Below are 22,928 nucleotides of genomic sequence, written 5' to 3' on the forward strand. Positions count from 1 at the left end.
AGGAAAGCGTAACGCACCAGTAAAAACAGAGAAAATAACCTGAATTATATTCAAATCGCTGCCCGGATAATTTTTGCACCGCTGAGAATAGTAATTGCCATTCTGAATGGTGGCGTTGATCGAATGATGATCAACGTCAATCACAGTCACAAAAAATGACCGTTTCATCCCTCTTTTAAAAAGAGTGAATATTAATCGTTATTCCGTGCCGGACAGACATTATCTACAGTTCAGAAAAAATACGTTCAGGCTATGCCCGCGCAAACGTTGCCCAGCCGCCTTTTTCATCAGGCGTGACGCGTTTAGGCTCTACGGCAAGAGGGTGATGCGGCAGGGTAAAGCGCGTAATCACGCTGCCCAGCGTTTCAGTCTGTCCACTGAGACTGTCTGCTGTCGCCGAAACCTGCTGAACCAGCGTCGCATTCTGCTGCGTTACGCGGTCAAGTTCTGCAACGGCGACCGTGACCTGGGCAATCCCTTTACTCTGTTCATCCGAAGCCAGCGCAATCTGTCCGATCAGTTCATTCACGCCGCCGACGCCGCGCAGCACGGCTTCCATGGTGGTTCCTGCGCTCTCAGCCGCCCGCCGTCCATCGTCAACGCGTGCCACGGTATCGGCAATCAGCTCTTCGATCTCTTTAGAGGCAGCAGCACTTCGCTGTGCCAGTGAACGTACCTCACTGGCGACCACCGCGAAGCCGCGGCCCTGCTCACCCGCACGGGCAGCTTCTACAGCGGCGTTTAACGCCAGAATGTTGGTCTGAAACGCAATACCATTAATAGTGGTGGTGAACTGCCGGATTTTTTCTGATCCCTGAGCGATGCTGGTGATGGCTGCCGATACCAACTGAACGAGTTCCACGCCCTGCTGAGTCGTATCCGTGGTGCTGGCAGCCAGTTCACGTGCCTCGCGGGCATTCTGTGCATTGTGACGCACGGTGACGGTAATCTCCTCCATGCTGGCTGCGGTCTGCTCCAGCGCAGCAGCCTGAGTGGATGTCCGGTCGGAGAGATCGGCGTTACCCGCTGCGATGTCCCCCGCTTCACGATGAAGAATGGCTGCGTTGTCTCGGATAGCGCTGACCGTCTGCAACAGACTGTGCTGCATCTCTTTGACCAGCGGCACCAGTTGCCCGACACAGTTGCGCCCCAGATCTTCCGGCTCGCGCGTCAGATCGCCATCGGCAATAATTTTTAAATGACCGCGAATTTTACCCACCGGACGCACCAGATGAACGACCAGATAGCGGTCACAAAACAGCAGCAACGCCACTGCCGCCAGCAGTGCTGCCAGCAATACGCCCTCAAGCCGATGCCGGTCAGCCTTCAGGGGTGCCTGATTCCGTGCCAGCTGCTGCGTCACCTTGTCCAGCTGCGCACGTGCAACCGTTGCGTATTCTGAGGGGATTGTCGTAAGTGCCGCGCGGACGTTATCCCAGTCAGCATCGGCCGGGGTTGAGGCGACGAGCGCGTTTTTATCGGCTGACGTACCGCTCTGCATGACGATAGCGCTGTGCGCCAGAAAGCTCAGTTGCTGCGTCAGAACGGCTGAACGATCGGTTTGACGAAAGATATCGCGCACGACCTGGCTGCTGTAGCCACCGGCCAGCACGACGATGCCCAGTGAGACGATCATCATCCACAGCACAACGCGGCGGATAGTGAAATGCCTGAGTGAATTCATGAGGTTTCCCCGATGTTGTCATTGGTGTAGTTAAAATTAAACAAAAATAAGTTATGTCATCTACTTTAGTGCGTTATTATATAGTGCACTATGTTTATACTCTGTATACTGGCAGGATATTTAAGAAATTAAAAGTTTTTAACGACAAAATAATAGAATCGTGATTACTAAAATATTTCGTTAAAGAAAAGTGATTTGCTATTCTGACCAGCAATGGCGTGCAGTGGGATAAAAAATAAATGGTCATGACTCTTTCTTTTTGCAGAATTTGCCTGTAGTCATGACATCACACCCTTCAATTTTTCTGTTTAATTTCGCGCCGTAACCAGCCGGTGCGGAGGAATCCATGCTTATGAGTCTCAGCGGCGGCGACGATTGCCGCACGCGAACCCTGCACGCGCTGCGCAGTAACGACGAAAGTCGTGACGATGTGTTGCGACAGTTCGTCCGACTGGCCAGCCAGGCACTCGGTATACCCGGCAGCTTTATCTCCGTACTGGATGATGAGATGCAGCATGTTAAGGCTGCGCAAAATTTCACACTCACTCAATCCTCCCGGCAGGACTCGCTCTGCCGGCATGCAGTGGACAGTGACAGCACCGTGGTAGTACCCGATACGTTGCTGGATACCCGCTTTGCTGAGCATCCGCTGATTGTTGGCGCGCCTTTTATTCGCTTTTATGCCGGCGTACCGCTTAAAAGCAGCACAGGTCTGATACTGGGTACGCTGTGCGTGACTGACACCGCGCCTCATCCCTTTAATGCGGATCAGGTCGCCATGCTGAAGATGCTGGCGGCACTGGTGATGTCATTTCTTGAGGCCTGGTACTCGGCTGGCTTTGCCGACCCGGTAACCGGTCTGCCCAACCGCCAGCGTCTGATTCGCGATCTGCAGTTTCTGGCCGCCTCCGGTGACACCACGCCACGGCGGCTGGTGCTGATTGACTGTATCGATATGCCGCGCGCCTACGAGCTTGCGCGCTCAATGGGCATGGGACCGGTTGAAAGCCTGTTGAAAGATGTGGCGACACTGCTGCCGCTGCGCCTGAGGCCTGCGCCAGGAGAGATGCTCTACACCGTAGCCACCGGGCGCTTTGCCCTGCTGACACGTCAGGAGAGCAGACTCACTGCCAACTGGGTGGCAAATAAGCTGGCCGGGATCAGCGCGGATCTCGGCGATGGGCTGTCGGTTGCACTGATGACCCACACCGGTGAGGCGAGTTTCAATACCGGGGAGATGCCTGCCCAGGAGATCCTGCGGCGTGCGGTCAGCGCGCTGCACGAGGCCATCACACGCGACGTCGCCTCGATGCCTTTCAGCGAGGCCACTGATACGCGCCATACGCAGGACTTCACCCTGATGCATGACCTGGCCATCGCGATACGCCAGGATAAGGGGTTATGGCTGGCGTATCAGCCTAAAATCTGTCTGCACAGCGGCAAGCCAATTGGCCTTGAGGCCCTGATCCGCTGGCAGCATCCGCAGCGCGGCGAACTGTCTCCTGCACAGTTTTTACCCTTTGCCGTGCAAACCGAGCTGCTCAGCGAACTGACCACCTGGGTGACAGAGCACGCCATCGCCCGGCTCTCCCGGCTGCGCAACAGCTATATTCAGCTGCCCATCACCATTAACGTCAGCAGCAGCGATTTTTCACGTGACGGTTTTGCCGACGAGCTGGAAGAGCAGATGATCAGAGCGAAGCTCCCGGTTTCGCTGCTGGGCATTGAGTGTCTGGAGACGGAACGGATTCTGGAGAGCGCGACCGCAATGCGGGGGCTTGAGATGCTGAAACTTCGTGGATTCGGTATTTCACTGGATGACTTTGGTACCGGCTACAGCAACATCAGTTATCTGCGGCGCATTCCGCTGGATGTGATCAAGCTGGACCGTTCACTGATCAGCGAAATTTCATCTGACACCGCATCGCGCGTCATCGCCCGCAGTATTATTGCGATGCTTAAAGATCTCGATTATATGGTGCTGGCTGAGGGCGTGGAGAATGCGGAAACCGTTACGGCGCTGACCGAGTTTGGCTGCGACCAGGCACAGGGCTTTTTCTACTCCAGGCCGCTGCCGGAAGCGGCACTGGATGAGTGGCTCGGCTGGCGATTACGCAGTAAGTGCTGAGCCTGTCCCACACACCCCGGAATCTTACCCGGCCGACCCAGACACGCTGGACCCCTCAGCTCCGGCAATGATGACGGTATTACGCCCGGCGGCTTTTGCTTCGTAAAGCGCTTCATCGGCACGCCGCAGCAGAGAGTCGCGATCGCTATCCTGATCGCTCCGCAAAGCCACCCCGGCTGAGATGGTCATCGTTCCGGCAAACGGAAAGGTGGTGGCGCTGACGGTCTCACGGATGCGCTCCGCGGTGCGGACGGCATCAGCCAGCGTGGTATGCGGCAGCAACAGAATAAACTCCTCGCCGCCAAACCGGCTGACGATATCGCCGGTACGACAAGCCTGACGCAGCAACGCTGCCAGGCTCACCAGAACCGCATCGCCCGCGTCATGCCCGTACCAGTCGTTTATCTTCTTAAAATGGTCAATATCAATGGCGATGGCACACTGTTCATGCTCACTGTCTGACTGCGCCGCCAGCGCCGAAAATCCGCGTCGGTTGCAGAGCCCGGTCAGCGGATCGGTCATCGCTTCATCGTTTAGCGCGGCAAGATGACCCGCAACGGCGTGCCGATGCGCCTGCACGGCTTCTTTGAGCCGATCAGCCTCGTAATACCAGGTTTTGACCGTGGCGAGAGATTCCGCCTGGGCTTCGCTGCCGCCATCGCGCACTCTGTCCGCCAGCTTTTCCAGTGGAGAGGCGATTCGACCGGCCATAAAGGCAATAATGGCCGCTGTTACGGCAATAATGCCCAGAACGAACCAGACGGCGCTTTCTGCCGTGCGCATCAGAATATGCCTGACCGTTTCAGAGGTGCCGGTAATAAAAACGTTCCAGCCGGTTTTATGCAGTGTGCCATAGCCAGTCAGATAGTGCTGTCCCTCACTCTCCAGCGTGAAATGCCCGCTTTCTGTCGTGGCGAGCCGTTTCTGCAGTGCCAGACTCAGCAGCATCTTTGTTCCGACGCGCGCTGCGTCATGACTGAAAATAATCAGCCCTTCATTGCTGACCACGCTGACCGTTGAACCATTGGAATAGAAATGCTGGCTCAGGATTTCGCTCAGCATGCTCTGTTTCTTGAGATAAATAGTCCCGCCAATGTAGCCCAGATAGCGGCCATCTTCGCTGAACAGAGGTTGTGATAAAAACACCACATAGTTACCGGCCGCAGAGGTAAAAGGAGCAGAGATAAAAGGCTTTTGGGTCGCTATGGCCTGCAGGCTGGCAAGTGAGTGCAGCTTCACGCCAATGAGATTCAGACTATCAGGTGAGGTTGCTGCAATAATGGCATCATGATTTACCACCACCACCGAGTTGAAAAAGCCCGACTGCATTCGCAGGCGATCGCTCTCTCCTTCCAGTCGTTTAATATCGCTAAGCTCCTTGATCTGCGACGCACTCCAGGCCAGTTCACGTTGTGCTGTCGCCAGGTAACGATCGGTGGTATCAGCCAGCTTGCGGGCATAGGCAATGTTCCCCTCAAGCAGACTGTCTTCGATGTTGGCCTTCTGAAAGAGCAGCAGCGCACTCAGCAGCAGACCGGAGGTCAGAATGACGCCCCCGATGGAAAGCAAAGTCAGCAGCGAGCGAAGGCGCATTTTTTCATGGGGCATTGCAGTCGGGATCCGGATTAAGTGTCATCTGAGTGTAACAGTAGACGTTTCACGTCAAGGGCCGAACAGAAGATGATTTACACAGGATCACGGCGCATTGCCGGGCGCAGCACACAACCGTCCAGCCCTGCATAAAGGATTGTTTAGCGTTTCGATAGCCCTGATAAGCAACAGCAGAAAATGATTAAGCGGTAATAATGATACTGAGCAGGCCGGTATCTGTGCAGATGACGCACTATTATTACCGCTGACCGTGATAACAACGCCATATGGTCGCTGAAAATAACGGGGCAGGCTCTGCCCCGTTTATCATTACGTTAAAAATATGCGTAGAACAGTTAAATAAAACCTGCATCAATAATAAGTAATTGTGCATCAGCCTTATCTTTTAAGCGAATTAACGCCAGAACGATTTAATATAAGAGCGGCTGCTGAGCCTTTTAATAAAATGATGCGGACAGGTATAGCGGCGCCCTTCCCACTCCAGATTAAACCACTGAAATTCATCATTTTTAATTTTTTCCAGCAGGGTCATTGCCTGCATCGGCGTCTGAAAAGCATAAGCTTTCATCACGCCCTCCTGGGTGCATAAATCAATATGAACCATGTAACCCCCGGGTGTTAAAAAGATCGAACATTTTATAATTATTGAAAATCCTCTTTATCATAATCCATTTATCGGCTGCCGATTATCTGATTCCGTATTATTTACGTAAAAATTTCGCATCTATTTCCCATTTAAATTTTTGGGCAACCCTGCCTTATTTCATCAATTAATTTGACCATGTATACGAAATCCAGCCAGACCCGAATAGGTCGTAACCCATGTTTAATGCAGCTCAGAGGGTGGCGACGATAAGCGATCGCAGAAGATGACGTATACCTGCTCACATTGTCAGCATTGCACCGTCTGGCAGGTCCAGAGCCGTCATGCAGAGGGGATGTAATGGTGCTGGCTGAGAGGTTGAGATGGTCATAAACAGAGCACATCGTTTACACTCTCATCAGCCTCATCTGCAATCCGGTAACGGTACAGATGTATCGCGGAGCGAGGCAGGAGATCACTGACGGCGGGCAATAAGGAATCTTATGCTGGATTATATGGTGTCGCTCTACCGTACTGTTCCTGTCTCATCTGAACGTCTCAGCGACTGGCTTGCCAGCTGGCTGGCGCAGCAGCAGACACGATGCCACGATCACCATTTTTCTTCCGCCTTTCCATGGCGTGAAACCGGTCTGCCCCAGCACGCCTTTTTGCAGCGAGAACTGACGATAAACGGCCAGCGTTATCTCACCGGGCCGCGCTATCTGGGTGGCGATCCTGCACAGCCCTTTATTGAGGTTGTTGCGCGTGACGGCATCATCGATTACAGGGTCGCTAGCGCCATTATGCAGGCATGGCAGCCGCTGAAACCTCTGAAGCTGCGCATCCTGTTGCCTGCGACTTATCCTGACATCGGTATAACCGATCAACTGCTTTTCCTCAGCGACCTGGCTTCACTCTCTGTTCCTGTCGACGAAGATATTTCACTGGTGACAGCCCGCCGGAAGGATTATCCCGCCTGTATCACGGCGATTAACCGCGCCTATCGTGCCAGCTGGCACACGCTGCCGCATCTGCGCGATCAGCTACTGGCAACCAGCAGGCAGGAATTACGGGAGGATATCGCCGCGGGACATGTGTTTCTGATTATCTGGCAGGGCATAGTGGCAGGGCTGATGATTTGTGTCCCCCGGCGACTGACCTTTATTGAGGGGTTTCAGATTATGGATGAGGTGATTATGCCCGCTTATCAGGGCCGTGGACTCGCCGCGCGCGCTCAGCAGCGTTTGCTGCAGCAGCTTCATCATCATTATGGTGAGAAGGCACTGCTGACCGGTACCATTCTGCCCGGTAACACCCCTTCACTGCGCAGCGCGCAAAATGCCGGGCGACGCTGCGTGCTGAAATATCAGTTTTTTACCCCTGCCGATTTACGTGCGAGCCGACGGGCAATTTAAATCACCATAAAGCCAGCTCAATCAACTTATCCTGCACACTGTAAACGCGCTGCTTAAGGCTCAGGCTCTCGTCTGCGCTGATCCATTTTGCAGCAAACGCACCATTAATTTTTTCCAGTGCGATTTTGGTGCTGCTTTTCAGACCTTCGTGCCAGTTCGCGTCTGAACGTTTTGCCGCCTGTTTTTCCAGGCTCTCAACTAACGCCGCGACACTTTTACCACCGGTAGTAGCTTCGGATACAGACATACCTACCTCGTTTTGCTGCTAAAAAACGGCCACACTCGCGGAACATATTATACCTGAACCCTGATCGGCATGGCGCTTTCCTGTGCGCACTACCCGGCATGCCTCGTAAACTCATTCTAGCATCACAGAGATGACGTAAATGGCGCAACGCCACCTGCATCAGAAGGAATCCATTCAGACGTCATATCCAATCAACCCGCCAGCATTGCAAATTAATGTGAAGTTTTAATGACCATAAAGATAAAAAATAACTTTAAAATTAATGACCTGTTCTCATTATACTGACCCGCCTTGTGATTCACATTTTGAAAACAAAATAATCACACTTAGTTATTTTTTCATGCCTAAATTAGTGCCAATTTTCATTTATGGAGCAGGCAAATGACGCACTTTGTGGCAATTTTTTTCTCTTCACTGTTTATGTGCAGTAACGTTTTTGCAGGTTCGGTTTCATCTGTTTCTCTTGGATCACTCTCTTCTGCGCTCAATGAACGGATGCAGGTGATGAAAGCGGTGGCGGGTTATAAAGCACTGCATCATTTACCTATTGAGGATCTGCCACGGGAGCAGGTGGTGCTGGATCATATGCTGCAAAACGCACAACAGGCCGGGCTTGAACCCCACTCCGTGGAGCCGTTTGTTCACGCTTTGATGAACGCCAGCAAGGCGATCCAGTATCGCTATCGGGCTGACTGGCTCTCATCACCAGACAGCGCTGTTCCTGTCAGGGATCTGACCGAGACCAGACAGCAGATACAACAGCTGGATACCCAGCTCCTGACGGCGATCAGCCAGCGCCTGATGACTGGCGCCTTCTCGCAGGAGGACAAAGAATTTCTGATGTCACACCTCACGGCACCTCACCTCAGTGAAAGTGATAAAAACAGCCTGTTCGCTTCCCTCTCCCGCATTCAGCGCCAGCACTAATCCTCTATCAGCGGAGAACGCTATGCAGCTTCATGAACTCATGGACCCCGACTACTCTGACAATCCCTTTCCCCTTTATCGAAAACTGCATCAGCAAGGACCGCTTATCCCTGCCGGAGATAAGATCATCATCAGCGGCAGTCACGCGGTGGTGGACGCCCTGCTGAACGACCGGCGGGTCGGTAAAAATTATATGGAAAGTGTCAGAGTAAGATTTGGTGATGATGCAGCCGGACTGCCGCTGTTTCAGGGTATCAGCAGAATGTTTCTGGTGCTGAACCCACCCGATCATAACCGGTTAAGAGGACTGGTTATGAAGGCGTTCAGCGGCCGGGAGATTAAATCTCTTCGGGAGATGGCGCTGACGATAGCCAATGAACTGGTTGATGAACTGGAAGGGCGTCGTGCCTGCGATCTGGCTCAGGCATTCGCTTTTCCGCTACCGGTGCGCATTATCTGCCGGATGCTGGATGTTTCAGAATCTGATGCACCAGAACTGGGTCGCCTTACCTCTGCACTGGTCAGGGTTTTCGATCCTCAAATCAGTCCGCCAGATTTGCTGAAAGCCGCTGAAGCTTTTGCCGTACTGGAAAGTTACTTCAGTGCCGTGATCGTATCCCGACGTGATAGCACCGCCAGCGATCTGGTGTCGCTTTTTCTGCGCAGCGGCAGTGACGGCGACCGGCTGGATCACGATGAGATCATCGCCAATGTGATACTGCTGTTTCTTGCCGGTCATGAAACTACGTCAAACATGCTGTGCAACACCATTCTGGCCCTGCATGCTCATCCGCAGGAACTTGCGAGCCTGAAACAGAATCATGCGCTGATACCCGATGCCATAGAGGAATGTCTGCGCTACGACAGTTCGGTCCAGATGCTTTACCGCACGACTCTGGAAGAGATTGAGCTGGCAGGAGAGCTCATCCCGCCCGGAACCCGCTTCTTCCTTAGCCTTGGTGCAGCCAATCACGACCCGCTGGTATTTACCTCTCCGGAACGGCTGAATATCCGGCGGCATGAGGGGCGCTGTCTGGCATTCGGTGGCGGTATACATCACTGTATGGGCTACCGGCTGGCACTGGCAGAAATGGAGGTGGCGCTGGAAGTATTACTGACCCGATTGCCAGAGATGCGGCCCGTGGCCGCTGGCGTTCGCCGCAACCACAGAGCCAACCTGCGCGGCGTCAGCGCCCTGCCAGTCGAATGGTAAAGCACTGCCCTGAAGCGCCCGGCAGTTAACCGCGCAGCCGCAGCGTGGCGGGCAGGATAAGCTGACTGTCAGCGGGATCCTCACCAGCGATCATCGTGGTCAGCATAGAAAAGCAGGCCTGCGCCAGTGCCGGGACATTCTGCTCAACCGTGTCGATCGGAATGGAGAGTGAATCATAGAGATAGTGATCGTCGAAACTGGCAATGCGGATGTCGCTGGTCAGCAGGTTATGCTCGCTCATGTAGCGCAGTACTCCCTCCAGCAGACCGCAGGCGGCGGTGAACATCGCTTTAGGTGGGCGTCCCAGCCGGCAACAGAGCGCGGCAAACATCTCATAGCCACTGCCGGGATGGTAGTTACCCTGAATTATCCACTCCGGCCGCAGCGTCACACCCGCCCGCATCAGTCCCTCATTGAATCCCGCCAGACGATCCTGGGTCGGGGAGAGGTCAGACTGTCCGCCAAGAAAGTAGATCTCCTCCGGACAGGTGCGCGCCAGCTTTTCGACCAGCTCAGCGGTGGGCGTCACAGAGTCGGTGATGACCCAGGGCAGCCTGGTATTGTTCATGTGGCGGTCAAACAGCAGCACCGGCAGCTGTTCGCTGAGGCTGACATAGTCGCTGTCGCTCAGCATACTGGAGGCGACAATCAACCCGTCGACCTGACGCGCCACCAGGTTATTGACCACGGCCATCTCCTGACCGGCATTTTCATCGGTGCAGGAGATCAGCAGTTGCAGACCGGCGGCGCGACAGAGATTTTCCAGCGCATGGGAAAAGGCCGCAAAGCCGTGGTTGGTGATCTCCGGCACCACCAGCCCCAGCGTATGACTGCGGGCGTCATGTAGCATACGGGCGTGTATGCTGGGCTGATAATGGTGTTCCCGGGCCAGTGTCAGAACCCGCTCACGCGTCTCCTTCGCCACCCGTAACTCTTCGCCACGGCCGTTGAGCACCAGGCTGGCAGTGGCTTTAGAAACCCCAGCCAGCCCGGCGATGTCACTGATGGTAACGCGTTTGGTTTTTCTCACGGCAAGGCATCGGTTAGTGAAACAAGGGCTTATTCTACCATGCAGCGACGTAACGACCAGTAGCGGGCCTGCAGTTCTGCGCGACCGCGCAGGGTTAGCATCGCCGGATGGTCCGGAAAATAACGGCTGCTCATCACCCCTTCCCCGTCGTTGATGAAGATCTCAACGCTGGAGTGGTCACACAGGATCTGCAACCGGCGTGCAGCCCCTGTCCAGTAACGATAGGTCCATTGATCCGATACCAGGCTGCGACGGGCAAGCCGCAGTTCATTCTGCTGCCACGTCAGGATCAGCGTATCGGCGAAATTGAGTTCTATATCGCCCAGGCTCTCCAGCTCAAGCTCCAGCCGCTGCGCGGCGATCGGCGGCGCGTCATCGGCGCGGCCCTGATAATGCAGCTCCCTCTCCCGCAGCGCCTGCAGTTCTGCAATCGGCTGCTGACAGAGCCGGCCATTGCGGGAGCTCAGCTCGCGCAGACAGGTCATCTGATGGATCCAGTGATGCGCCACGGTTGGCTGGGCCATCTCTTCACCGTCTGGCGTTCCCATCCAGCCCACCAGCAGACGCCGGCCGTCAGCGGTCAGCGTGGTTTGTGGTGCATAGAATTCAAACCCGGCATCCATTTCGTTCAGCGGGCCATGCAGGTAGGCAGCCTGCTGATAATCCAGCGAGCCACTGAGCCAGGCGCAGGCGTGACTGTTCAGGTAGCGTTTCTCTTCAGGCATAACACCCTGCGGACAACAGATCAGATACGTGCTGTCGCCGAGCATGAACATATCCGGGCACTCCCACATGTAGCCAGCGGCGTCCAGCCCGCCCAGTTCGCTGCCCGCAATCTCGCCGAGATTCTGCCATTCGCGCAGATTATCAGAACGCAACAGCAGCACCCTGCCCTGCAGCTGGGTATTCTGCGCGGCCAGCACCATGTACCAGTGATCTTCATGACGCCACACTTTGGGATCGCGAACGTGGCCGGTGTAGCCCTCCGGTACGGCGATAACCGGACCGAGTTTGTCAAAACCGCCGGCGCTGTTCTGCTGCGCCAGACACTGCCACGCGGTGCGCGAACCATCATCAAACTTCACATTGCCGGTGTAGATCAGCGTCAGTACACCGTTATCCTCTACCGCACTGCCCGAGTAACAACCGCTGCGGTCATACTCCTCGTCCGGCATCAGGGCGATGGGCTGATGTTGCCAGTGCAGCAGATCGGCTGAGCGCCAGTGTCCCCAGCATTTTTGCTGATGCGCGCACTCCAGGGCGTTCCACTGATAGAAGAGATGATATTCACCGTCGAAATGGATAAAGCCGTTGGGATCGTTTAGCAGGCCGGTTACCGGTGCCAGATGCCAGCCAGGATAGTGACTGTCGCTGAGCGCCTTTGGCATACCCTGCATCACCGCCTGCAGAATGGCGGCAAGACGTGTTGATGAGGCCATTATTCAGAATCCGTTTTGTATTTAAGCAGGTAAGAGATCACAAACGCAGTGGTGAACGCGATTGCGATGCCGATGACATAGTTAAGCAGAGAGCCAGCCTGGACAATCGCCATGCCCGGCAGACCGGTCAGCCCGACCGCAGTCATATAAACATGAACTGACACCACCCAGGCACCACCCAGCGCACCACCCACCAGACCCGCTATAAAGGGTTTCATAAAGCGCAGGTTAATACCAAAGATAGCCGCCTCGGTAATCCCCAGCAGCGCGGAAAACGCTGAAGGCAGCGAAATCGCTTTGATCTTCGCATCGCGGGTTTTAAACCATACGGCCAGACAGGCACCGCCCTGAGCCACGTTCGCCATCGCCCAGATAGGCAGCAGGAAGTTCACGCCGATGGAAGGATTGCCCAGCAGTCCGGCTTCGATAGCGTGAAAGCTGTGATGGACGCCGGTAATCACAATCACCGAATAGAGTCCACCAAACACCAGTCCTGCCAGCCAGCCGGCGTGCGCAATCAGCGTACTGAGAATAAAGGAGATGCCATCACCCAGCATACGACCCGCCGGACCGATAATCAGCAGCGCAATAAAGCCGGAGATAATTACCGTCAGGAACGGGGTCAGGATCAGATCCAGCGCATCCGGGATAACCCGGCGCAGCTGCTTTTCCAGCATGCTCATAAACCAGACCGCCAGCAGCACCGGGAACACCGTGCCCTGATAGCCAATCATCGCCACTTCAATGCCGAAGAAGTTCATGGTGTGGAAACCGGCGGCGACGCCCCAGGCGTTGGTCAGCGCCGGATGAGTGAGAATGCCGCCCAGCGTCGCACCAAGAAACGGGTTACCACCAAACTCGCGGGCAGCCGTAAAGCCAATCAGGATCGGCAGGATAATAAAGGCCGCCGAGCTGCACATATCCAGCATGATGTAGAGCGCATTTTCCGGATTGACCCAGCCGTAAGTTTTGACCATCCCCAGCAGGCCCATCAGCAGACCTGATGCCACAATCGCCGGAATGATCGGCACAAAGATGTTCGACAACAGGCGAGCGATGCGCTGGAAAGGGTTGAGCTTACGTGCGGCTATATCAGCGGCCTCAGATTTGCTCGATTCACTGATGCCCGCCTCGGCGATAAAGGCAGCGTAGACCTTGTTCACCACGCCGGTGCCGAAGATAACCTGAAGCTGGCCCGCATTGCGGAAGCAGCCTTTAACGCCCTCAATCCGGCCAATCGCGGTGGTATCCGCTTTTTCATCATCGGCCAGCACCAGCCGCAGCCGGGTGGCACAGTGAGCAGCGCTGGCGATGTTCTCTTTACCACCCAGCAGGGGCAGCAATGCCCGCGATATTTTTACATAGTCCATACACACCTCAATCTTGTTATGTTTTTATCCATCCTGATCTCTGGCCCCGGCATCCGGGGCCGCCCGGTCAGAACCAGGTTTCCATCTGTACGCCGAAGTTCCATTCGCCACCGGCATCGAATCCTTTACTGCCGAAAGCGTCGTCACTGGCATAGTTATCCAGACGGTGATCCCAGTTCATCCAGGTTGCAAAGAGACGAATTTCCGGACGTTTGAGGAAGTCACCGACATCACCGGCTTTCAGGGTTGGCGCAACAGTGAATTTGGTAAAGCTGCCGCTGACCGCATTACGGTTGTTGTAGCCTTGGGGACGCAGATCCATGTACTGATAAGAGCCTTCATACTGCATCTCAAAGTTCTGGGTGATTTCCTGAATCAGCCGCAGGTTGACTGTCGCCCAGTCATAGCTGTCACCTTTGACGTAACGATCGTCACTACGCTGAGCCAGTAAAGCAGGTGCAATGTGCCAGCCACCGCCCAGCGGGGTAATACCGTAACTCGCCAGACGCCAGGTGTCCGCTTCCGGCAACAGTGCGCCATCAGAACCAATCGACTTCACCTCTGCGCCCAGTCCATGACCATAGAGCAGTGCAGTTTTCGACGTGCCTTCTCTCAGCCCATAAAAGCTGTCGTTATGCAGGCCAAGCAGCGCATGTACGCCGGTTTCTGCCGCATCGCTTTTGACTCTGAGGCCGTCGATGTCACGGCGATCGTCGTTATCCTTTGCCCGCATACCGCTGACCATCAGCTGTACCGGCCCGACAAAGTTATTCAGCGACAGGATGTAGTTCTGCGCAGTGTTTTCATTGTTTTCAATGTCGCCAAAGGTACGACCATAAAGGGAAATGTTACTGCGCGCCTGATCGCTCCATTTCATGTCGTAAATACCGGCACCGGTACCGGCAAGGAACACCACATCGGAGTCGATCCAGTGAATATCAAAGTTATCGCGATCAAAACGCTTACCGGCCCAGACCGTGGCGTTATCGAATGCGCCGCTGAAGGTGGGAAGCTGCCCGAGCTCGACAAACGCCTGACGCAGGTTGAGATCGCTGCTGGCGGCTGTCCAGTCGTTGTAGGTGCGTTGTCCATCGGCCAGCATCGCTTTGAAACGGGTGGTGGCGCCGTTGTCCAGCGTCTGTTTATGTTCGAGGTTGAGCTCAACGTAGGTATCCGGTTCATTACCAAGGCGACCAACGTGACCGCCGGTTTCCCCGGCAGGGGTAACGGTCGGGCCACCCTGAGTTTTGGCGGCCGAGCTGTTCATCAGCAATCCTGAACGGGCATAACCGTGGAACTCGAAGCCACCTTCATCGGCTGATTTTTGTTCCAGTTTCGCGGTGCGCTGCGCGACCTCAGCGGTGGAGTTTTGGGTCTGTTGTTGCACGGCAGCCAGCTGCTGTGCCTGCTTCTCAGCCATCTGTGCCTGTTTCTCCGCGACCTGTGCGCGGGTTTCCGCTGCATTCGCTCGCTGCTCGGCTGCCTGCAGTCGCTGCTCCATGGCCGCAAGGCGTGCTTCAATGCTGCTCATACTGGAGTCGGCCCAGACTGATGTGGAAAGTAATATCGTTGAGAGACTCACTGCTAACGTGCTTTTTTTCATTTTTTATGTCCCTGAAGAGAGGCTATCATCACCGGATTTTTTGCTAAACCGGTTTAGGCGCAAATCATAGCCACGGGTAATTTCCCTGCGCAATGAAAATTGCTAAACCGGTTTAGTGATTGTGAGATAGCTCCCAAAACAGGGGCAATAAGATAATCAGCCTGGCAGGTCGTCCAGCTGGTGGAGCCGCGGAAGTGCTGTCATGGCCCCTTTAGCCGTGGTTGCCAGTGCACCGCAGCGTTGTGCACTGGTAAGGCAGATGGCCAGCTGCGATTCATCGGCAGGAAGACCCGACTTAGCCAGCCCCCAGAGTAATCCGGCCACGAAGGCATCACCTGCGCCAGTGGTGTCGATGCTGGCCACGGGCGAAGTAGCATAGTGGTATAGCTGGCCCTGATAGCAGGCGATCACACCTTCCCTGCCCCGCGTGACCAGCAATAGTTTTATGCTGAATCGCACTGCCAGCTGCGGTATGGTGATAGCCGGTTCCTGATCCGGACAGAGAAAATAGAGTTCCTCATCGGACAGTTTAACCACGTCCGCATGGCTCAGCGCCTCGTTCACCACCGCATGCAGCAGTTCCGGATCGGGCCAGAGGTCGTGACGCAGATTTAAATCGAAACTGACATGCCCGCCTGCTGCCCGGATCTGCTCCATGGCAGTCAGGGTCGCCGTGCGTGAAGGTTCAGCTGATAAGGCGATCGAACAGCAGTGCAACCACTCCCCGTGCCGGAATACGGGCAGGTCTTGCGCCTCAAGAAACAGGTCAGCACTCGGCCTCACCATAAAGGTAAAAGAACGTTCGCCATGGTCATCCAGTCCGACCACTACGGTTGAAGTGCGGTGCTGCGTATCAGCGATCATGTAGCGGGTATCAACCTTCTCTTCAATGAGCGTCTGCCGCATAAACTCACCAAAGGGATCATCCCCTACCCGCCCGATAAAAGCGCTGTTTCCCTGCAGACGGGCAACTCCAACGGCGACATTGGCGGGCGCCCCACCCGGACACTGCATCAGGCGACCCGGCATTTCGGGAAGCAAATCAACCACGGCATCCCCGAGGCACCAAACGCGTACAGACATAAAAAACTCCTCTGATTAAACCTGATAGCTAAACCGTTTTAGCTATAGCGATAAACCGTGCTGAGTTCAAGCATTACCCTGCGGAAATGATGCGTAATTAACAGAAGTCGTTATCAGCCGAAGCAATATAATGCGGATTGCGCTATCGGGAGGCTGGTGGAGGAAAGAATTAAAAAACCGGCACAGAGGCCGGTTCTGGTATCAAAAACGTGAAGAGGATTATTTTAATGTGGAGAGTATCTGTCTGATTGACGCGTCGATCTGTTCAGCAATCTCTTTTGGCAGACGGCTGAATTCATACTGCACAGTGCGCTTCTCATCATTAGTTTTACGACGCGCATAGGTATTAGCTGTGGTAAAGGTAGCCAGCTTTTCCGTCACCGTCTTGCTGACGGGTGCAGGTTTTTTTAACTGACGACGGGCGCTTTTAAAGCCGTTAAGAATCGCGCTCTTCTTCTCATCCGCATTGGCGCTTAGCAGGGAATCATCGGCCTTTAGCGTTTGCTTAATATCGCTGACCAGCGCGGTGACATCAACCGCTTCCGCTTTCGCCTCTTCCCAGACATCGAGCAGTAGCTGGTAATCCTGAAGTGTCAGCTCTGATACAACCGGAAAGAGTTCAATAAATTCAGCGGGTACGGCTGCGGCCTGGAACGCTCGTGAGACCTTTGCGTTTGAGATGCCTTCGGCTTTAGCAATCTCTGTTTTGCTCATGCCATTTTCGTTCATCAGCATAAAGCGCAGGCCTAATTCACGCAGGTTATGCTCTTTTGCTGTCTGAATGTCCGCAGCCAGCTGACGCGCATCACTAAGGCTCAGTTCATCAGCGGTGACCAGTACTTCCAGACTGGCACCGGTAAGAATGCATGCGGCGCGGCGGCGCGAACCATCCATGATTTCAATCCGGTCACCGTTGACACGACCAATAGCCGGAAAAAATTGCTGCAGCGTAATAGTACGGGTGATCTCCTGAAGCGATTCCGGCGTCAGCGTGCTCTGGTCACGTCCGTTGATTTTTGGGTCAACGCTGGTTCTGGTTTCAATATCATCATGCAGGATTAGCTGGCGCACAAAGGTGGCCTTCGCGCCCGACTTCAGCGTAAATGTGCGCGACTGGCTGCTGCTGTCGATCATGTTTGCGATAGCAGAATCACCAAACTTGCGCCCGATGCGCTGTATAGGTTTGCTCACAAGGTACTCCTGATATATTCAATGCGGTCAAACACAGCCCTTGAGAACTGCTCGGCTTCATATTTAGCTTTGCGCAGAGCGTCCGCACTGCCCGGATAAGAGGAGGGATTGGCACTGATCACCGTATCAAAGGATTCGCCGCAGCGTTCAAATCCATCCAGTCGCGGCAGGCTGCAGTCCAGCATCGATTTAGTAAACACTTCCCGGGCATAGCTTTGCGAAGTCAGGTGATCGTGTTTAGAGGTCATTTTGGACATAAAGCCGATATTGGCTTTAAGCCGTGGCTCAATGCCTTCGGACTCAATACGCTCCAGCATTTCAGGCAGACGCGTCAGATACTTCATGGTGGAGTGGAAATCGACCTGTGCCGGGGGCGTCGGCGTCAGCAGTACATCACTGGCCGCAATTGCATTCAGCATGAATGAATCAAGGTGAGGTCCGGTATCAAGGAAGATAAAATCGTAGTCACCCGCCAGACGATCAATCACGTTGCGGCGTAGTACTTCCGAAGGCGCAACGCCTGGCAGATGCTCAGCAACCAGCTCTTCCCAGTCGCTTGCAACAAAACCATCGTCGATAGAGGCTGGGATCACATCAACGCCGGGCATGACAGTAGGTTTAATGAATTGCTTACGAAGCTGGTCTGCATCCAGATCGTTCAGCATCGCCTGCGCTGCCGTCTCCAGAACTGAACCGACACTGTTGGTATGGCTCAGGAACATCGTGCTTGATGCCTGTGGATCCAGGTCGATAACCAGAATACGCAGGTCATTATGTAACATAGAAGGATGTGCACGCATACCGTGGGCCAGCGTGACTGTGCTCACTGTTTTTGAGACACCACCTTTAAGGCTGACAACGAATACGACAAAGGGGCCATCGTGCCGATCGCGATATTTCGGTACTTTACGATGCTGATAGATGTCGACCACATTCTGGATAGTCAGGGCATATTGTGAGGTGCTGCCGGTCTGTTTTTTCCCAAACTGATAACCTGCTGCTTCCATATCACCAATTGCGGCGACAACAGCATGCTTACTCAGCAATGGCATGTTGGCGACAGCATTCCGGGAGAAGGTCTGGTAAAAACCGGTCTGGTTAAATTCCTGACGCTGCTGCTCAATATGGTTACTCAGTCCATGTAACATGGAATTGGCACGTGTGGCCATTTCCAGCACTCCACCATAATCACGCTTCATAAGCCCCTCTGCGTTAATGTTTTTTGCATACTACACAAAAAGCACATATCTGCCAATTTTTTAGAAAAATGCCAAAAACCTGGATTTTTTTCTCCGCGATGGTGAGATGCAAGCAGCATTACTTTTGTGAATCACTGGAAAGTGAATCGCTCTGCTTTTTTGTCTTACAGGCTGGTTGAGACAGATAACTTAAAATGGCGACATTAAACGAATATTTTAAGGACTAATGATTCGGAGCGGTGCATTCCGATTCTGATAAATCATCTGCCAGTCTGCAGGTTGCTCGTTAAATTATTTTCGTGTTTTTTTAATGGTGTTTTCAGCATGAAAATTCAATAAAAGTTATTATAAATCATTTAATTAAGCGTGGAATAGCCTGGTGAAAAATTTCCAAGATTAATGCACTTTCACTCAACATTTACTGCTGACGTAGAGTTTTACTCAGAAGCTATTACAGTGCTTTTGAACCTGAAGGAGTAGGCATAACGGTAAAGTGCGCAAGTAATCGTTACCGTTATCATTGCTAACTTAAGATCACTGCTTCCAAATCTATACCTTTTATGCCTTGTCATTATGTATCGTTCATAATCTGTGTTGCTGTCTGTCAACATAATGTCAGGCGTTTTCCGCATAGGGTTTTTATTGCAAGGCTTAATCCAGAAAAGAGAGGGATTTAATTCCCTTCATCATTATGTGATGTCACGAATCAAAATCATCGAAGAGTTAAGACTGCCGATTTAAGAGCATGAGTAGGAGTAGAGAACAGGCTTAATGCGGCAAGGCTTAGAGCAATATTAATTGGGGCAAGTCACCATAATGTAGCTATGCCGGACAGTCAGAATTAACGCTCTACTGTGCTTGATTCAGCTCCCGATACAATCTTTTCATCTTCATATCATTCTTACATTCCTGAAATTACTTCATTCACGCTAAGCCTATTTATTAGTTTAAGTTATTATGCCGAACGCATTTTTCTTACTGTCGTTCTTCCTGTTCTTCCTGTTCTTCCTGTTGTTCCTTCACTGGCGCCTTATTAATTTCTTCCGGGAACGTTATTTTAAGTGCTTTTTTAGTATGTCTGACAAATTCTGAGTACTGACAAAACAAAGATATTACGTTAAGTAAAAATCGCATGGTGTTTTCATCATGAAAATGAAAAATAATTCATTATTTATCAAATAGATAGGCGATTAATGTCATGGTGAGTTTTCTGTATTTTCACTGACCGATTTTCTGAGGCCTGATTTAAACTTATAACCTTAAAGATTTAATGGTTATAGGTGTATGCAACATTCCAGTCTTACCTATGCTCAGCGTTAGATCGTTTTAGCAGTAAAAGACCTTCTCAGTCGTGCTTCTGATAAACCGCACATTCAGAACTGAAGGTGAAAATCACTTCTGACTGGGACTCTCAACTAATTCTTTGTTTTGTGTGTTTTATCCCCGTTATCCACAGGCCAGATCCAATTGGTCGATCCTCAATAGATCAAATTGAGATCCTTAACAGATCCCTGCAGCGTCTGAAGCCTTGTGACACAAGGCCTGGAAGGGGGTCAGTAACCACTGTAGCGAGAAGAATAACCACTATAACGAGTATAACAACCACTATAGCGAGAAAAGCAACCGCGCTGGCGAGTACTCAACAACCACTATAGCGAGTAATTGGCCTGAATCGGTGTGTATAACCCTGATTATGCGTAGATGACGGCTTCTTCCAGGGTGCTTGCGATGAAAGAGTGAGATCCAGTAAAGGGGGAGGGCGGTGGCTCGACTCTTTTTCAGTTAGTTTTCTCAGGTTATCCACTGAATAGATCCAATAACAGATCCATTTAAGATCCTTATTAAGTTCCTTAAAGATCCCAGCATCGCCTCAGGCCACGGTATGACAACGTTAAAGCCGGGTCGCTAACCACTATAACGAGTAAAACAACCACTATATCGAGAGAAATAACCACTATGGTAAGTAGATTAACCGCTGTAGTGAGTGATAGTATCCACTGTATCGAGTAACAGCGGCTCTCGCCTGTTCACATCACGGATCTTCCTAATGCCAAGAAAAGAACCAGATATCCTGAACATAGCTGATGCGTTTAGCGAAACAGATAAACGTACAGGTGAAGTTGTTACTCTTACCCCCAACAGTAACAACACCGTCCAGCCGGTAGCATTGATGCGACTCGGTTTATTTGTTCCGACGTTAAAATCCACAGCGCGCAGTCAGAAAAACCAGATGAACGCCATGGATGTGACCCAGGATCTTAAACAGTTATCCCTGGTCAGGTCAGAAGGCTATGACAACATTAAGATTCTGGGTGCCCGCCTGGATATGGATAATGATTTCAAAACCTGGGTCGGGATCATTCGTGCATTCGCTACGCATGAGTGTCTGGGAGACACGGTAACGCTCTCTTTCGTTGAATTTGCCAAGCTATGCGGCATACCCTCAGTGCGTCTCTCCTCGAAGCTCAGGAGCCGTCTGGATGCTTCGCTGACGCGTATTGCCTCTAACACCCTGACTTTTACCAGCAAGGGCGGAGAGAACTACACGACGCACCTGGTGCAGTCTGCGAAATACAGCATCAAGAAGGACACGGTAACGCTGCAGGCCGATCCCAAGATCTTTGAGCTGTATCAGTTCGACAGAAAGGTTCTGCTGCAGCTTAAAGCCATCAATGAGCTGGCACGCAAAGAGTCTGCTCAGGCGCTCTACACCTTCATTGAAAGCCTTCCGCCGAAGCCTGCGCCGATATCTATGGCGCGTCTGCGCGCAAGACTTAACCTGACATCGCGTGTGATTACCCAGAATGCCACCGTCAGAAAGGCCATGGAGCAGTTAAAAGAGATCGGTTATCTCGACTACACCGAAACCCGACGTGGCTCATCAGTCTACTTCTGGGTTCATTATCGTCATCCTAAGCTGCGCCCGGCCGAACTGCCGCTCAGTAAGTCAGGCCTGATCGATGATGAGATGGATGAGTTTGACGATCTTGATATCGATTCCGACGTAATTGACGTCAGCCTGCCTGAACCGGTGATTGAAGAGGATAGCAGTGAGCTGGTGATGGTCTCGCGTGAAGAAAAAGAGCTACTGAACAAAATCAGGAAGCAGAAGAAGCAATGACACGCTTTCTGCTAGCATGCTACTCCGCTTTCAATCTCTTATCGGGAACGCCGGGCTGAAACGCAATAACCACTGTAGCGAGTAACGTTACTCACTATAGTGGTTACCAGCACTACAGCAACATACGTAACGCCTGTCTGAACAGGGCTAATCGCGCTATTCATCACTCTCCATCGGCAGGACCTGAATTGAGCCCGGTGCTGTGTTTACTCTCTATAGTGGTTAGTCTCTCCCGGAAGAGCTGTCTCAAAAAACGTAATAGCCAGAATGAGACCCAATGTTCACTCGCTTTAGTGGTTACTCACCTGATCACAGCACAGAAAGTACGCCCGTCATGAAGTATTCACGCAGGCTGTGCAGGGGAATCGGTGTCATTACTCTACTCGCTATAGTGGTTATCTCCTCCGTTACCGCGCTTTTTCATCTCCCTTTTGTCCATCCAGGGCGGGTAAACTACTCGCTACAGTGGTTATCAGGTTGTTTTATCGCTAAAGCGTTCAGTTAATGATCAGATACTGGCGCTGATGAATGCGATATTCTCGCTACAGTGGTTGTTAATTGGGAGCAGAAATGAGGAGCTTACTCGCTATAGTGGTTGTTATTGTCACTGGCCTATGCTCGATATAGTGGTTACCTTAAATAGAGTAAGCACTCACTATCATTTATTGCACTGTCAGTAAAAGACTTCCTGTTAAATTGCCAAATTCCCACACCTAAAAATGGTTACTCGCCACAGCCGTTAAACGGTGTGCCGTGCTTCAGATTTTTGCAGTTAAAGAGCTTAGCTGCATTCATAAAAGCACCTTTGCGAGGACCCACACAGGGCGGATTCTGCAATCAAGGGTCAAAATTCATTGTTGAGAGGGAGATCGGTTTTTTACTCGCTATAGTGGTTATGACTGAATGAAACCGTACCTGGAGTACCTGAAACAAAGGCTAATGCGCCTTCGCGCTGCAATTTAGAAGGACGGATGACGATTTACTTGCTCTGCTTACTCGCTACAGTGGTTTCCGAACCCTGAATATCGTTACTTTACTCGCTACAGTGGATAGGCGATGAAGTTCGATCCTAAAAAGGATCCGC

The 22,928-nt window shown here is 52.5% G+C and carries 16 protein-coding genes; 5 read left to right on the plus strand and 11 right to left on the minus strand.

The genetic code is table 11. The features are described 5' to 3' along the window. Positions 1-250 precede the first annotated feature (250 nt). Positions 251-1,684 carry a methyl-accepting chemotaxis protein gene (locus LC417_RS20400; RefSeq protein ID WP_163800207.1) on the minus strand — a complete coding sequence of 478 codons (1,434 nt, stop codon included), beginning with the start codon at positions 1,682-1,684 and terminating at the stop codon, positions 251-253. A gap of 346 nt (positions 1,685-2,030) precedes the next feature. On the opposite strand from LC417_RS20400, the gene LC417_RS20405 reads away from it, so the two are divergent. After that, entirely contained in the window at positions 2,031-3,812 is a 1,782-nt protein-coding gene (locus tag LC417_RS20405; RefSeq protein WP_029519494.1) for a GGDEF and EAL domain-containing protein, read from the plus strand. 24 nt (positions 3,813-3,836) lie between these two features. Here the strand turns inward: LC417_RS20405 and LC417_RS20410 are convergent, their stop codons facing one another. Continuing rightward, complete coding sequence (locus LC417_RS20410) at positions 3,837-5,420, minus strand: diguanylate cyclase (protein WP_052271896.1); 1,584 nt, start codon at positions 5,418-5,420, stop codon at positions 3,837-3,839. A 397-nt stretch (positions 5,421-5,817) separates the two neighbouring features. Further along, on the minus strand, positions 5,818-5,991 hold the full coding sequence (locus LC417_RS20415) for a hypothetical protein (protein ID WP_010256913.1): 174 nt from the start codon (positions 5,989-5,991) through the stop codon (positions 5,818-5,820). A 518-nt stretch (positions 5,992-6,509) separates the two neighbouring features. Between LC417_RS20415 and LC417_RS20420 the strand changes: the two genes are divergently transcribed. Continuing rightward, positions 6,510-7,421: a GNAT family N-acetyltransferase gene (locus LC417_RS20420; RefSeq protein WP_033774047.1), complete on the plus strand. Its 912-nt coding sequence runs from the start codon at positions 6,510-6,512 to the stop codon at positions 7,419-7,421. A 1-nt stretch (position 7,422) separates the two neighbouring features. Here LC417_RS20420 and LC417_RS20425 read toward each other — a convergent pair whose 3' ends face one another. Continuing rightward, positions 7,423-7,668, minus strand: coding sequence for a hypothetical protein (locus LC417_RS20425; protein ID WP_010256916.1), 246 nt, complete (start codon positions 7,666-7,668; stop codon positions 7,423-7,425). 381 nt (positions 7,669-8,049) lie between these two features. On the opposite strand from LC417_RS20425, the gene LC417_RS20430 reads away from it, so the two are divergent. Next, positions 8,050-8,595: a chorismate mutase gene (locus tag LC417_RS20430; RefSeq protein ID WP_045139838.1), complete on the plus strand. Its 546-nt coding sequence runs from the start codon at positions 8,050-8,052 to the stop codon at positions 8,593-8,595. A 22-nt stretch (positions 8,596-8,617) separates the two neighbouring features. Then, a complete protein-coding gene (locus LC417_RS20435; RefSeq protein WP_064689868.1) occupies positions 8,618-9,808 on the plus strand; it encodes a cytochrome P450 in 1,191 nt (396 codons plus the stop codon). A 25-nt stretch (positions 9,809-9,833) separates the two neighbouring features. Here LC417_RS20435 and LC417_RS20440 read toward each other — a convergent pair whose 3' ends face one another. From LC417_RS20440 to LC417_RS20470, 7 genes are all read right to left on the minus strand, one after another. Then, positions 9,834-10,838, minus strand: coding sequence for a substrate-binding domain-containing protein (locus LC417_RS20440; protein WP_010256922.1), 1,005 nt, complete (start codon positions 10,836-10,838; stop codon positions 9,834-9,836). Positions 10,839-10,867: 29 nt separating this feature from the next. Continuing rightward, complete coding sequence (locus LC417_RS20445) at positions 10,868-12,277, minus strand: sucrose-6-phosphate hydrolase (RefSeq protein ID WP_187512448.1); 1,410 nt, start codon at positions 12,275-12,277, stop codon at positions 10,868-10,870. After that, on the minus strand, positions 12,277-13,647 hold the full coding sequence (locus LC417_RS20450) for a sucrose-specific PTS transporter subunit IIBC (RefSeq protein WP_010256928.1): 1,371 nt from the start codon (positions 13,645-13,647) through the stop codon (positions 12,277-12,279). Before LC417_RS20450 ends, LC417_RS20445 begins: the two co-directional genes overlap by 1 nt. A 67-nt stretch (positions 13,648-13,714) precedes the next feature. After that, entirely contained in the window at positions 13,715-15,250 is a 1,536-nt protein-coding gene (locus tag LC417_RS20455) for a carbohydrate porin (protein WP_052271890.1), read from the minus strand. Between the two features lie 156 nt (positions 15,251-15,406). Further along, entirely contained in the window at positions 15,407-16,333 is a 927-nt protein-coding gene (locus LC417_RS20460) for an aminoimidazole riboside kinase (RefSeq protein WP_223566297.1), read from the minus strand. A 219-nt stretch (positions 16,334-16,552) separates the two neighbouring features. Then, positions 16,553-17,524: a ParB family protein gene (locus tag LC417_RS20465; RefSeq protein ID WP_010256937.1), complete on the minus strand. Its 972-nt coding sequence runs from the start codon at positions 17,522-17,524 to the stop codon at positions 16,553-16,555. After that, a complete protein-coding gene (locus LC417_RS20470; RefSeq protein ID WP_010256940.1) occupies positions 17,521-18,723 on the minus strand; it encodes an AAA family ATPase in 1,203 nt (400 codons plus the stop codon). Before LC417_RS20470 ends, LC417_RS20465 begins: the two co-directional genes overlap by 4 nt. Before the next feature lie 2,047 nt (positions 18,724-20,770). Between LC417_RS20470 and LC417_RS20475 the strand changes: the two genes are divergently transcribed. Then, positions 20,771-21,844: a RepB family plasmid replication initiator protein gene (locus LC417_RS20475; protein WP_010256943.1), complete on the plus strand. Its 1,074-nt coding sequence runs from the start codon at positions 20,771-20,773 to the stop codon at positions 21,842-21,844. Positions 21,845-22,928: the final 1,084 nt, after the last annotated feature.

This window comes from Pantoea sp. OVA07A, assembly GCF_019969975.1.
Lineage (GTDB): Bacteria > Pseudomonadota > Gammaproteobacteria > Enterobacterales > Enterobacteriaceae > Pantoea > Pantoea agglomerans.

Coding starts and splice junctions, on each gene's coding strand:
- LC417_RS20455 (WP_052271890.1), bottom strand. CDS start 15,250: ATGAAAAAAAGCACGTTAGCAGTGAGTCTCTCAACGATATTACTTTCC.
- LC417_RS20460 (WP_223566297.1), bottom strand. CDS start 16,333: ATGTCTGTACGCGTTTGGTGCCTCGGGGATGCCGTGGTTGATTTGCTT.
- LC417_RS20415 (WP_010256913.1), bottom strand. CDS start 5,991: ATGAAAGCTTATGCTTTTCAGACGCCGATGCAGGCAATGACCCTGCTG.
- LC417_RS20470 (WP_010256940.1), bottom strand. CDS start 18,723: ATGAAGCGTGATTATGGTGGAGTGCTGGAAATGGCCACACGTGCCAAT.
- LC417_RS20445 (WP_187512448.1), bottom strand. CDS start 12,277: ATGGCCTCATCAACACGTCTTGCCGCCATTCTGCAGGCGGTGATGCAG.
- LC417_RS20405 (WP_029519494.1), top strand. CDS start 2,031: ATGCTTATGAGTCTCAGCGGCGGCGACGATTGCCGCACGCGAACCCTG.
- LC417_RS20450 (WP_010256928.1), bottom strand. CDS start 13,647: ATGGACTATGTAAAAATATCGCGGGCATTGCTGCCCCTGCTGGGTGGT.
- LC417_RS20430 (WP_045139838.1), top strand. CDS start 8,050: ATGACGCACTTTGTGGCAATTTTTTTCTCTTCACTGTTTATGTGCAGT.
- LC417_RS20425 (WP_010256916.1), bottom strand. CDS start 7,668: ATGTCTGTATCCGAAGCTACTACCGGTGGTAAAAGTGTCGCGGCGTTA.
- LC417_RS20420 (WP_033774047.1), top strand. CDS start 6,510: ATGCTGGATTATATGGTGTCGCTCTACCGTACTGTTCCTGTCTCATCT.
- LC417_RS20475 (WP_010256943.1), top strand. CDS start 20,771: ATGCCAAGAAAAGAACCAGATATCCTGAACATAGCTGATGCGTTTAGC.
- LC417_RS20435 (WP_064689868.1), top strand. CDS start 8,618: ATGCAGCTTCATGAACTCATGGACCCCGACTACTCTGACAATCCCTTT.
- LC417_RS20400 (WP_163800207.1), bottom strand. CDS start 1,684: ATGAATTCACTCAGGCATTTCACTATCCGCCGCGTTGTGCTGTGGATG.
- LC417_RS20410 (WP_052271896.1), bottom strand. CDS start 5,420: ATGCCCCATGAAAAAATGCGCCTTCGCTCGCTGCTGACTTTGCTTTCC.